The organism is candidate division WOR-3 bacterium (assembly GCA_039801085.1).
Taxonomy (GTDB): domain Bacteria; phylum Hydrothermota; class Tepidihabitantia; order Tepidihabitantales; family Tepidihabitantaceae; genus JAOABP01.
Genome location: JBDRTY010000001.1, coordinates 379,605 through 392,331, shown reverse-complemented (window position 1 = coordinate 392,331; position 12,727 = coordinate 379,605). Strand labels below are relative to the sequence as shown.

The 12,727-nt window shown below is 56.7% G+C and carries 9 protein-coding genes; 5 read left to right on the top strand and 4 right to left on the bottom strand.

The window, feature by feature from the left end; genetic code table 11:
• Positions 1 to 33: 33 nt before the first annotated feature.
• Positions 34 to 1,692: an acyl--CoA ligase gene (locus ABIK48_01805; protein MEO0020892.1), complete on the bottom strand. Its 1,659-nt coding sequence runs from the start codon at positions 1,690 to 1,692 to the stop codon at positions 34 to 36.
• Positions 1,693 to 1,832: 140 nt separating this feature from the next.
• Between ABIK48_01805 and ABIK48_01800 the strand changes: the two genes are divergently transcribed.
• A complete protein-coding gene (locus ABIK48_01800) occupies positions 1,833 to 3,023 on the top strand; it encodes a serpin family protein (protein MEO0020891.1) in 1,191 nt (396 codons plus the stop codon).
• Here the strand turns inward: ABIK48_01800 and ABIK48_01795 are convergent.
• The 3 genes from ABIK48_01795 to ABIK48_01785 form a co-directional block, all read right to left on the bottom strand.
• Positions 3,002 to 3,799 carry a nitrilase-related carbon-nitrogen hydrolase gene (locus tag ABIK48_01795; GenBank protein MEO0020890.1) on the bottom strand — a complete coding sequence of 266 codons (798 nt, stop codon included), beginning with the start codon at positions 3,797 to 3,799 and terminating at the stop codon, positions 3,002 to 3,004. The genes ABIK48_01800 and ABIK48_01795 overlap by 22 nt on opposite strands.
• Before the next feature lie 2 nt (positions 3,800 to 3,801).
• A complete protein-coding gene (locus ABIK48_01790) occupies positions 3,802 to 5,478 on the bottom strand; it encodes a tryptophanase (protein MEO0020889.1) in 1,677 nt (558 codons plus the stop codon).
• 105 nt (positions 5,479 to 5,583) lie between these two features.
• On the bottom strand, positions 5,584 to 7,905 hold the full coding sequence (locus ABIK48_01785; GenBank protein ID MEO0020888.1) for a YncE family protein: 2,322 nt from the start codon (positions 7,903 to 7,905) through the stop codon (positions 5,584 to 5,586).
• Between the two features lie 95 nt (positions 7,906 to 8,000).
• Here ABIK48_01785 and ABIK48_01780 point away from each other — a divergent pair, with 95 nt between their 5' ends.
• From ABIK48_01780 to ABIK48_01765, 4 genes are all read left to right on the top strand, one after another.
• Complete coding sequence (locus ABIK48_01780) at positions 8,001 to 8,654, top strand: hypothetical protein (protein ID MEO0020887.1); 654 nt, start codon at positions 8,001 to 8,003, stop codon at positions 8,652 to 8,654.
• Positions 8,644 to 9,462, top strand: a complete 819-nt coding sequence (locus tag ABIK48_01775) for a metallophosphoesterase (protein ID MEO0020886.1) — start codon at positions 8,644 to 8,646, stop codon at positions 9,460 to 9,462. Before ABIK48_01780 ends, ABIK48_01775 begins: the two co-directional genes overlap by 11 nt.
• Before the next feature lie 70 nt (positions 9,463 to 9,532).
• The gene (locus ABIK48_01770; GenBank protein ID MEO0020885.1) at positions 9,533 to 11,113 is read left to right on the top strand and encodes a hypothetical protein; all 1,581 of its coding nucleotides are present in this window, start codon (positions 9,533 to 9,535) and stop codon (positions 11,111 to 11,113) included.
• A gap of 60 nt (positions 11,114 to 11,173) precedes the next feature.
• Complete coding sequence (locus ABIK48_01765) at positions 11,174 to 12,424, top strand: MFS transporter (GenBank protein ID MEO0020884.1); 1,251 nt, start codon at positions 11,174 to 11,176, stop codon at positions 12,422 to 12,424.
• Positions 12,425 to 12,727: the final 303 nt, after the last annotated feature.

The window sequence follows — 12,727 nt, the reverse complement described above, 5'->3', positions numbered from 1 at the left end:
TATATATGCTTAACCCGAACCGGGATTATGCGGTTACTGCTGTTTCCCCTCGCGAGCGGCTGCCAGCCGTGCCAGCTCCATCCGGCGCAGTTCCCCCCGGCGGATCTTGCCGCTGATCGTCTTGGGGAGCTCCTTTACAAACTCAATCTCGCGCGGATACTTGTAGGGTGCGGTCACCCTTTTGCAATGTTCCTGCAGTTCCTTGACCAGCTGTTCTGAAGGCTCGTAACCCGGCTTGAGGATGACGAAAGCCTTGACAATCTCACCACGCACCGGGTCCGGTTTACCGATGACCGCCGACTCCTGAACCGCCGGATGTTCAATCAGCGCCGACTCCACCTCAAACGGTCCGATCCGGTAACCGGATGCCTTGATCACATCATCGGCCCGGCCGACAAACCAGAAATAGCCCTCCGCATCCTTATATGCCTTGTCGCCGGTGTAGTACCAGTCGCCCCGGAATGCCACCAGATTGGCATCGGGCTGATTCAGATAGCCTTTGAAGATTCCCGGCGGATGAAACGGCTTGATCCGGATGGCAATATGTCCCTCCTCGCCAGCGGGCAACTCATTACCTTCATCATCAACAATTGCCACATAATGTCCCGGTGTCGGCTTGCCCATCGAACCTTCCTTGATCGGCAGACAGGGGTAATTTGCCAGCACTGCCACGGTTTCGGTCTGCCCGTAAAAATCATAAATCTTAAGTCCGGTTCCTGCCTCCCATGCCCGGATGACCTCCGGATTCAAAGGCTCACCCGCAGAGACGCAGTGCCGCAGACTCAGCCGGTACTTCTTCAGATCCTCAAGGATCAAAAGCCGGTAAGCGGTCGGTGGTGCGCAGAATGTGGTTACACCGTAGCGTTCCAGCACCTCCAGCGCCGCCTTCGGATTAAACCTGCCCTTCGGATTGCGCTGAAGCACGGTGCAGCCGATGATCCACTGGCCGAAAAGCTTGCCCCAGGCGGTCTTTGCCCAGCCGGTATCGGCGATCGTCCAGTGGATATCATTAGGCTGGAGATCATGAACAAATTTGGCGGTGACGATGTGAGCGAGCGGATAGGCATGGGTGTGCTCAACCATCTTCGGATACCCGACCGTGCCGGAGGTGAAGTAAATGAGCAGCGGATCGCTCGTCCGCGTCCGAATTCGTTCCTTTACCTCAGGCGCCGCCTTCTCCATCTCCTCCTCATAGCTAATCCAGCCTTCCTGGTTCCCGCCAACGATAAACACCGCCTTGAGATTCAGACAGTTCTGCTGAATATCTCTGATCTTGAAGGCATTATCAGCGTCGGTGATCGCAAAGGCGGCACCGGAACTGTTAAGCCGGTATTCAATATCCTTGGGCATTGACAGCGTTGGCGTCGGCATGAAAACGACACCGGCTTTCATTGCACCGAGCACCGCCACATACCACTCCGGAATCCGGGGCAGCAGCACCAGCAGCCGGTCCCCCGGCCTGGCGCCGGCTGACATCAGCACATTGGCGAACCGGTTGGACAGCCGGCTCAACTCCCAGAAGGTGTGCTTCTGGGCTACCTTAGGATCATCGTTCACCGAAATCAATGCCAGCTTCGTCCGGTCCTTCTCCGCCCAAGAGTCTACGGTATCATAGGCGAAGTTGTAGAATTCAGGAACTTCCCACTTGAAGCTGCGATAGGTCTCTTCATAATTTTCCATATTGTGCTTCATAACTTATACCACCTTTCTTTTTTTAATTTGATGCGGAACAGATATCATAACCGGCATAATTGACAAGTCAAGAGCGTCGATCCTGTTATGATCATGGCGTGGATTTGACTTGCCGGCTTGAGACCTCATATTGTTTTAATATGTACACTTTATTACTGCTTTCACTTTTCAGCTCCCCGCTCCGCGGTGCCAACCCGCCGGTTGCACCGGAGCTGTTAGCGGCAGCCAAGAACCGCTTTGGCTTTGCCCTGGTGAATGAACTTGCCGCGGTCCAGCCGGCGGAAAATCTGCTCATCTCCCCCTATTCAATCGCTACCGCACTGACAATGACCGCAACTGGAGCTGCAGGCGAAACAAAGAATGTGATACTGAAGACACTGTCATTATCCGGCACCCGCACTGAGGAGCTCAATGCCGGGGAGAAAAACCTTCTCGATTCCCTGATTACCGCCCGACGGAATATAACACTGGAAATTGCAAATTCAATCTGGGCACGGCACGGGATTGCCTTCAAATCTGTCTTCCGGCGGAAACTGCAGCACTTCTACTCAGCCGAACTGTTCACCCTTGACTTCAACTCACCCGATGCTGCCAGCCGGATCAACAGCTGGGTCAGCCGCAGGACCCACGATAAAATCCGCTCGATCATCAGCCGGATCAACCCCGAACATGCGCTGTTTCTGATCAATGCGGTCTATTTCAAGGGCAAGTGGCAGCAGCCCTTTGACCCCCAGCTGACTGCCGAAGATATCTTCTATCTGCCGGACAATCGCACGGTCAGGGTCCAGATGATGCACCGGTCCGGAAAGTTCAGCTATTTTGCCGGCGCCGGCTTTGAAGCGGTGGAACTGCCCTACGGTCAGGGCAAAATCAGCATGTTTCTACTCCTGCCGGAAGAAAAAACGGGCCTGCCGGCACTGCTCAAACAGCTCACACCGGAAAACTGGTCTGCCTGGCGTGCCCGGTTTGCCTCCCGCCAGGGAGAAATTGCCCTGCCGCGCTTCCGGATTGAGTATGAACAGAGCCTGAAACCGGCACTGAGCCAGCTGGGTATGGGACTGGCTTTTGACCTCAACCGGGCAGACTTTTCCGCCATGTGTTCCCAGCCGCGCCTGGCAATCGGTGATGTCAAGCACAAAAGCTTCATTGAAGTCAATGAGGAGGGCACGGAAGCGGCAGCGGTGACCTCAGTGGAAATGGTGATGACCGCAATTCCGGTAAACAGTTTCAATCTGGTTTTCAACCGGCCCTTTCTGTTTCTGATTCAGGACAACACGACCGGCACAATTCTCTTCATCGGCACGGTCGTTCATCCTGCTCCGGGAAAATAGAGCCCGGGTCGGCGGTCGGCGATCAGATCATTGCGCGGGGTAACCGTCTTGTTCAGTGCCAGCGCGGGATTAATATCCACAATCTGCAGGTCTTCAGCTTCAGCACCGGCGCGGGCAAGCACTGTTCCTTCTGGACTGATGATCTGACTCTGACCGGTAAAATTCATCACCCGGCTGCCCAGCGCTTCAGTGCCAGTGCGGTTGGCTAAAATCCAGAAGACCCGGTTCTCCTGTGCCCGGGTGATGGTCATTGACTGGGCATAATTCAGCACCAGATTTGCCGGATGGCAGACAATCTGCGCACCCCGCAACAGGAGCGATCGGGCGCTCTCCGGGAAAAAGTAGTCAAAGCACACCAGCAGCCCCACCGTAACCGCATCAATTCTGAACACCGGAAACGGCAGATCACCGGGATCAAAAAGATCCTTCTCGTCGTTGAACAGATGCACCTTCCGGTAGACATGAATTGAGCCGGTCGGGGTGAAAAGCAGCGCGGAATTAAAAATACAGGCACCCGCCTTTTCGGCGGCACCGAGCACCAGACTGAGATTTTTCTCCGCACAGAAGTTAACCAGCCGGTTGCAGACCGGTGCATCCGGCACCGCAAGCGCATAACGGGCAAGCTCCTCCCGGCTGGCAAACAGATATCCGCTCAGACACAACTCCGGCAGCACAATCAGATCAGCGCTTACTCCTTTCAACCGCTCAAAGATCCGGTTCAAATTTTCCTCCATCGCTCTGGGTCTGGGCTCAAACTGATAGAAACCGACCCGCATCCTCAGACAAACCGGAACCGGCTCTTGAAATGGCGCAGGAGCAGTCCGGCACCGTAAACTACCTCAACTTTGGGAATGCGTGCCCGGTGTTCATAAACGAGCCGGACCGCTTCCGCACAGGCAGACAGGTCCTGGTCCTCATAGGCAAGCCGGGGCACCGCTGCCCGCACAAAGTTGTTGCGCGGTGGAGTCACATCCTCAAGCTCAAAGGCGTAGACCCCCAGCTCACACAGCCGGTGTCCGGCAACAAGCAGCAGCGCCACCAGCGCCACTCCGGGATAGTCACGGTCCTGAACCGGAACACCATCAAAGAACCGGTCCACATCCAGATAGACCGCATGGCCGCCTGCGGGTTTGAGCACGGGAATGCCATCACTGGCAAGCCGTTCTGCGAAACGCCGGACCTGCTCAACCCGGGCAAACAGATACTCGTTCCGCACCACCATCCGCAGCCCTTCGGCGATCGCCTTCAGGTCTCTGCCCGCCAGTCCGCCATAAGTCGGATGACCCTCAGTCAGAATCTGATAATCGGTGAGCCGGGGCAGAATCTGCTGATAATCGGCCAGCCGGGCAAAAAGTCCGTCCGGCCGGATTACCAGCGCGCCACCGATATTTGCCAGCCCGTCCTTTTTCAGACTGATGTGAAACCCGTCCGGGTATTCAAACATCTGCCGGACGATTTCGGCAACATCTTTATTTCGAAACTCAGGTTCCCGTTCCCGGACGAACCAGGCGTTTTCCGCAAAACGGCAGGCATCAAAAAAGAACGGGATATTTTTCTGCCGGGTCAGCTCCCGCACCGCCCGGATATTTGCCATTGAGACCGGCTGCCCCCCGCCGGTATTATTGGTGATTGTGAGATAGACCAGCGGGATGTGCTGAGGAATCCGGTCCAGCAGTTCCGCCAGCTCACCGAGATTGATATTACCCCGGAACGGAAACTGCTCATCATTCTGCCGGTGCTCATCACAGTTGAGATTCAGCGGAACGATACTGCAGTCGGCGATATTGGCTTCGGTCGTGTCAAAATGGCCGTTACTCGGAATAACAAACCTCGGTTCCGCACCGCTCCTTTTCCGCACCCGTTCTGCCGCCCGTCTCAGCCGGGCAAAAACACCGGTCCGATCAGCAACCCCGTTCAGCACCTCGACAAGAGGCGGAACATCCCGCTGTCCCAGCATCCGGGACAGATTAGAAAACAGCGCATGCTCAGCCGCCCGGCCCTGGTGGAAGATAAAAAGCGTCTGAACGGTACTTGTCAGCTCCTGCTGCCACTGGGAACCAAAGGTTCTCCCGATCTGCTCATTCAGTTCATAATACCCCTCATTTGAGCCGTAAGCCTCATCGCCCAGAAGCAGCTGCGCCCACTGCTCCATGGTCATGGTGGTGGTGCCGGAGTCAGAAAGCAGGTCACAACCGGGCAGGAGCTGCGCCGGATAGAGAAACGGATTCAGTCCGGTTTTTTCTACCAGTTCCCGCCGCGCCCGCACTGAATGCAGGGGACAGCCGGTCGTATTGAAAAAATGCCGAACCTGCTCACAGTCATGACCGGTATGGGCACGGAACCGGACCGCCGCATTCCGGTAGGCACGGGGCTGAAAATACCTTCCGGGCTGAGGTGCAAGACTGAACAGCTCCTCAAACCGGGAAATGAAAAAATCAATATTATTATCGGTCATTGTTCACTCCTTGGCATTTCTGACTGAGAAAACCCCGGACGCGTGTGCACTCAGAAAAATAACCGGTCAAAAATCAAAGTCAAGTTTACTTGCCCGCTATCTGCTTTACCGGACGATAATCAGCCTCCGGATTTGTGCCTGCTCCTGCCGGTTGCTGCTGACGATAAAATAAACTCCTGATGCCAGTCGGTCCAGCTCGTTAACCCCCGGTTTGAGCACCTGCACCCGCCTGCCTGCCGGGTCAGCAAGATAGAACTGCCGGCCCGGAGCCTGAAACTCAAGAGGAAGATTCAGCCGGCGGCACACCACGGTTGGCAGAGAACGGCTGTCGCTTAAAACCGATCTCTGTTCGCCGATACCCACCATTGTCGTATCCCGGATGACCGCCAGCCCGCCAACCCCCGACACACTGAAAAACATCCGCCGGTTCGGCGGACTGAAGGCACACCCCGAAGCCAAACCCGGAAGCGGAATCACAACCACAATCCGGTTGCTCTGACAGTCAAAAACTGTCACCCGGTGCTCGTCACCAAAGTAGAGCTTGCTCGCAATCGTATCCACTGCCCGGCACGGACCGGCAAAATCGCCCGCCACCGTATCCACCACTGCCGGCAGGACCGGATCGACCACATACATTGTATCACCGTATGCCGGAAGATAGAGCCGGCGGTTCGCCGGATTGTAAATCAAATAATAGAAACCGTAACGGAAACGCAGCGCCCCGGTAACCGTATGGGTTGAACAGTCAATGAACACCAGCGAATCCTGAAACCGGGAGGACACCGCCACCAGATTCAGTCCCGGCAGCGGATACAGCGCTTGCGGATAGCAGCCCGGACTGATCTCCGCCACTCGCCGGCGCCCGGCAACATCATAGGCGACCAGCCGGCGGGTACCAGCGCCTTCCGCAAAGTAGAGGCGTCCGGCAGCATAGCCGAGCAGCGCAGGAAAGGAATCGGTGATCACAGATTCATCAATTGAGTCGGTAACACAGTTCAAACCGTAAAACCCGGTCCTTTGTTCATACAGGACAAAATAGATCCGGTTCTGCCCGGTTGCCCGCACCGGCTGTAACGGAACTCCGGACACGGGGATGATTTTGCTGAGCGTATCCCCTGCAATTTCAATCACCGCGATCGCCTCTCCCCACATCGGAAACAGATACACCCGGTTAACCTCGGCAACCTCAATCAGCTCATCCGGGGAAAACGGCAGCTCAATCGGAACACCAATCCGGCCGGTAGCGCAGTCTACGGGAAAGATGCTATCACTGTGAACAAGACAGTAAACCCGGTCGGTAGCGGAAATATAGACCAGCTTTGAAGCTCCGGGAACTTCGGTCGATACTTCGCCCACCACTGCACTCGTTCTTCCATCGTAAAATGTCACACGGTCACTTCCTGTCTCCGCACAGTAAACCAGATTCTGACGCGGATTGTATGCCAGGCCGGACGGCTCCCGCCCCGGTGTCGGCACCTGCCGGACCAGCTCATCGGTGACCCCGTCAATCACTGCCAGACTGTCACGATCAGTGAGCGACACATAGACCAGATTGTCAATTGAATCCCAGACCATCCCGCCCTGCACCTCCTCACCGAGATAAAGCCACCGGATCAGGGTATCGGCCCGGGCATCGTAGATGCCGAACCAGTTTCCATCACCATCCGCACAGTAAAATTTTCCGCTGACCGGATTCAGGCACAGCCGGTGCGGCTCGTAGCCGGCAACGAGCCACCGGAGCACCGAATCCCGTTCACAGTCCACCACCGCAATGTCCTCATCATAACCCTCAGCGATATAAAGCCGGTTGGTCTGCTCATTATAAAGTGTCGTATAGGGACCGGCACCGGTATAGAAGGTTCTGATCACCCGGTTCTGGTCGCAGTCAAATACCGCCACCCTTTCATTGGTCATCACACAGTAGACCTTGTTCACTCGCGGGGCACAGGCGACCGCTGCTGCCCTACCGGGCAGACCGACACTCATAATCAGCGTATCACTGACAGCATCAATGACGCTGAGCAGATTGCCACCCGCGGCATAAACCCGGTTGTTCGCCGGATTATAGCAGATGTGCTCGGTAGTATAACCCGGACTGATCGTCCGGATGATCCGGCAGGCGGCAGCATCAATCACCACCACCTCCGTGCCCGCAACATAGAGCTTGTTTGCCTGCGGGTGGTAACAGAAGCCGGCAGGATAATCGGGCAGGTCAATCCGGGCGATCTTTCTGCCGGACACACCGTCAAACACCAGCACCCCCCAGTCATCGCCGAACACAAAGACATTGTTATTACCGGGGTTGTAAAATATCCGGTCCGGTGCATACGGTCCGTTCAGCGAATCGCCGAAATAGATATACCGCTCCAGCCACTGGGCGGTAAGGACACTCACCAGCAGGGCAGAAAAAACTGCCGCCTGTTTCATACCACCTCCTGGTTGACATTCAGATTTTAACCCGCCTTCCCGATTCTGTCAAGCATCCGATTTGACATCGCCCCGCCGTCCGGTTAAATCATATCGTGCTCAGTCTGCCGGTGGTGGTAATGCTGACGCTCCTGCCCGCACCCGGCTTGAATGCCGATCTCGCACTCGGCTATCAGGGCGAGACCGGTGTTGAGGCAAAATGCCTGCTCAATGCCGGATTGACCGCCGAGCTGTTCAACCTGCTTACGCTTGATTGCACTGCCGGTTTCAGCTTCATCGAGCATCCGGGTCCTGCCGGCTTTGCCCTGACCGGCGGGCTGAAACTTCCCGGCTTTCTCAGTCCCCGGATGGACGCCGGCTTTCAGCACCAGCGCTGGACCGGCTGGAATACATCCGAGAACCGGCTGTTCGGACTGGTGCAGGTTGAACCGCTATCCCGGCTGGAACTGGGTCTGGGCATCTGCCGGCGTCTGCCTGCGCCGGGAATGAATGAGTGGAACATCATCTACCGGTTCGGCTGGCGTCTGCTGGAGACACCAAAGTTCGGCCTGACCGCCCGACTCACCAACCTTGACCGGCTCGAAATCCTCAATCCCCAGCAGTTTCCCATCAGTCTTGACGGCGCTTACCGGTTCACTCCCCGGTGGCAGCTCGTTGGCAGGGCGCGACTGGCGTTTAACGGTTTCTCCACCGGATTGATCTATCCGTCAGCGCTCCGGGCAGAGATCGGGGTGAAGTATGGCAAATAGGCTTTTCTGCCTGCTACTGTTAATCACTGCCGGCTGTGAAATTGACCCGCGGGCGGTCCTGCTTCATCCTGATGTTGAAACCCGGGTCCGGCAGAGTCTGGACTGCATCCTGCTACCCGAAACATTTCCCGATACCCTGCGTTTTGCCGTTTTCAGTGACCTGCATATCGGCAAGCCGGCAGGCAGTTACTGGCAGACCTTTGTCCGGTGCCTTGATTCCCTGAATATCAGCTTCTTCTGTGCTGCCGGTGATCTGACCGACCATGGCACCACTGCCGAATATGACTCGGTGCTCTATCTGTTCCAGCACACAAACCGGCACTTCTATGTCACGCTTGGCAACCACGACCTCTACCGGCCGAACAGCTGGGATTATTATCAGACCCGGTTCGGTCCCTCCTGCTATGCGATCCGCCCCGGCCTGCACCTGAAGCTGATTTTCCTTGATACCGGCGAAGGCAGATTAGGCGCCACCCAGTTCCGCTGGCTTGAGACCGAACTCAGCTCACCGGAGAAATACAAAATTATCATCACCCACTTCCCGCTCTATGATGACCAGACCCCCTCCATCTTCCGGCTCGGTTCGGTTGCGGAACGGGCAAAACTGCTCAGCCTGCTGCGCAAATATCGGGTGTATGCCTGGTGTGCGGGGCACATCCATGGCCTGCGCCACCAGCAGATTGACAGCACCAGCCACCTCCTCACCGGTGCGGTCTCCCGGGCGCTGGACTTCGGGGAAGCCGGATTTCTCCTCTTTGAGGTCCAGCCCGATACCATCACCTGGCGCTTCATCCCCCTCGCGGACTGAAATTCAGAATCTGTCAACCGGTTGACAGAAAACAGATCCGGATTATAATTTCGATGGAACAGGAGGTCCAATGTGCCGAATCATTTTAATTACCCTCAGTCTCATCGCTACCGCCTTTGCCCTCGGCAATTATACCGGCAGGGTTGACACGATCGGCGGCACCACCTATGACTGGCAGCTGAGCGGACCGGTAAAACGGACCCTGGTCAGCGCTCCACCCCATGGTCTGCACTGCCTCTGGCTCTACTCTGCGCTTCCGGAGCCGTTTACCGACCGCAACCTGCGCTATAACTTCTATGATTTCACCACCCGTTCCTGGCATTTTCTGGCAACTGAATTCATCGGCTCCGGATGCAATGTTTATCCCCAGCGTGCCGGGTTCGGCAACCTGCAGGCGGATCCGGTTACCGGTGTTGCCTGGATGGTTGCCCATATCGCCACCTCCAGCTCGATAAACCCGGTCCTTGCCCGTGACCTCCAGCCCGGTGCCGGTATCTTTGAGTTCTCATGGGGACCCGACTCACTGCTCTGGCCCGTGCTTGCCCTTGACCCGGACCGGTGTGCCCAGGTTGCGGTCATGGATGACGGACAGCGGGAGCGGGTGATTTATACCTCCTGTCCGGACTGGCTCAACTGGACTGCGCCCCGCACCCTTGGTGAACCGGGCTATCCCAGTTTCAACATCGCTGCCGCACCTGACAACAGCCGGAAAATTGCCATCACCTGGGTTGACGGCATAACCCAGGACTCAATCTACCTTGCCCGCTCCACTGATGGCGGTACCACCTGGGAAACAGAACCGCTTGCTCCGCCCCGGGCTTATCAGGGTGACACCCTGACCCGCATCTCCCTTTTCGGTCCCTTCCCCTGGTTTGACCATCAGGGCTGGCTCCACATCGTTACCGATGTCTATCCGGTAATCAACGACACCGCCTACATCGTGCCTGCCGGCATCTGGCACTGGTGCGAAATCAATGAACCACAGTGGTCCCAGATCCGGCGTGCCGGCTGCCGGCTGGAGGTGATCCGGGCACCGCTCGGCTACAACGCCAACTACTGCTGCCATCCCAGCATCGGCACCGACAATACAGGTAACCTGTATGTCGCCTGGGAGGAGTTTGACTCCCTGAATGTGGAACCCAGGACCAATCTTCTCCGCGCCAATATCTTTCTCGCTGCCAGCACCGACAACGGCGAATCCTGGGGTCCGCCACTTCAGATCACCCCGAGCAACGAAGTCTCCCATCGCTTTCCGTGCATTGTTGACCAGCTGCTCGCCGGTCCACCGGATACCATTGCGGTCGTCTACATTATGGACTCCACCGCCGGATTCTATGTTCAAAACCAAGGACCGATGAGTACCAACCCGGTCGTCTGCCAGTTTGTGCCGGTTTCACTCCTCGGCATCAGCGAATTGGCCAGAGATCCGACCCCGCCAGCAGAACCGGCAGCCACCGTCACCCGCGGGCTCCTGAAGCTGAACCCCGGGATATTCTCCTCCAGCCGATTAATCCTGATTGATGCTGGGGGCAGAAAGGTACTTGACCTCAAACCCGGAATCAACAGCCTCAGCCGGCTTGCGCCGGGAATATATTTTATCGCTCATCCGGGAGGAGCGCATACCAGAAGCAAACTTGTGTTGACAAGGTAAATTCCGGGCGGTCCATCACCGATTTGAATCCGGTTCAGAACGGGCTAAAATTGTATTTCCATGCCTTCCGAAAACGGAGAGACCCGTCCGGTTCTGACCATCCGCCTGCCCGCCACCTTTGCCGCATTCCGGCACAGAAACTACCGGCTCTACTGGTTCGGCAACATAATCTCATTTACCGGCACCTGGATGCAGAATGTTGCCAAAAGCTGGCTTGTACTCTCAGTTACCAACTCACCATTCCTTGTCGGCCTGGACTCGGCGATGAACTGGCTGCCGGTCTGGCTTGTCTCCCTTCCGGCCGGGGTCCTGGCAGACCGGTTCAACAAGCGCAACCTGATGCTGGTCACCCAGTCGGTCCTCGCCTTCTTTGCCCTCCTGCTCGCAATCCTCACCTGGACAAAAGTCATCACCATCTATCAGATTCTTCTCATCTCCTTTCTTGCCGGCATCTTTGTCGCGCTCAATGCGCCCGTTGCCCAGACGCTTGTGCCCGAACTGGTCAACCGCAAGGATGTGCTCAACGCCATCGCCCTCAACTCCTCAATGTTCAACCTCGCCCGGATGATCGGACCGGCGATCGCCGGCTCAGTTCTGACCTTCTCCGGTCCGGCACCGGTATTTGCCATCAACGCTACCAGCTTTCTCGCCATCATCCTCGCCCTTGCCCTGATCCGGCTGGATCAACCGGCAAATAAACTCCAGCCGGAACCGCTCCTCACTCAGCTTGTCTCCGGCTTGCGCTATGTCCGGTCCCATCCGGACATCCGCCTGCTCATCCTGCTTATCGGCATCTTCTCCTCATTCGGAATTGTCTACATTCCGCTGCTGCCGGTCATTGCCCGGGATGTCCTCGGACAGGGAGCACGCGGCTACGGTCTGATGATGACCGCTCTGGGTGCCGGTGCGTTGGCTGGCGGATTAACTCTGGCAACATTAAGCCGAACCCGGCACCGGGGCAAAATCCTTCTTGCCGGCACCCTGAGCCTCGGACTGCTCCTTTTAGCCTTTTCCTTCTGCCGCAGTTACCACCTTGCCCTGATCCTGCTTCTGCTCGTCGGCTTCTGCCAGACCAGCATCGCCTCCCTGACTAACACCCTGATTCAGACCCTGACACCGGATTACATCCGCGGCAGAGTGATGAGCATCTTCTCCCTTTTCTTCAACGGCATGTTTCCGCTCGGCAGCCTGATCGGCGGTTCAATTGCTCAGCGCTGGAGCGCCTGTTCGGCACTGCTTGTTTCCGGGGTTGTTGTCCTCTTGACACTTACCATTGTCACCCTGATCCGCCCCCAGCTCCACCACATCTGACCACCACATTTTGCACTTTGCATTTTGCACTGATTTACCGATTCCTCGACTCGGCTGACGCCTCGCCCGGAATGACCTCCCCTTTGGTCATTTCGAGCGCAGTCGAGAAATCCCGCTCCGTCTGAGAAAGAGCGATTTCTCAGTTCCGCTTCGCTCGGAATGGCAGAAAAAGGGAAAGGTCATTTCGACCGGAGCCGAGCAGAGCGAGGCGGAGTGGAGAAATCCCTTAAAAGCGATTCCTCGACAGGCGCGGAATGACAGAAGGATGAACAAAGGGATTCCTCGACTCGGCTGACGCCTCGC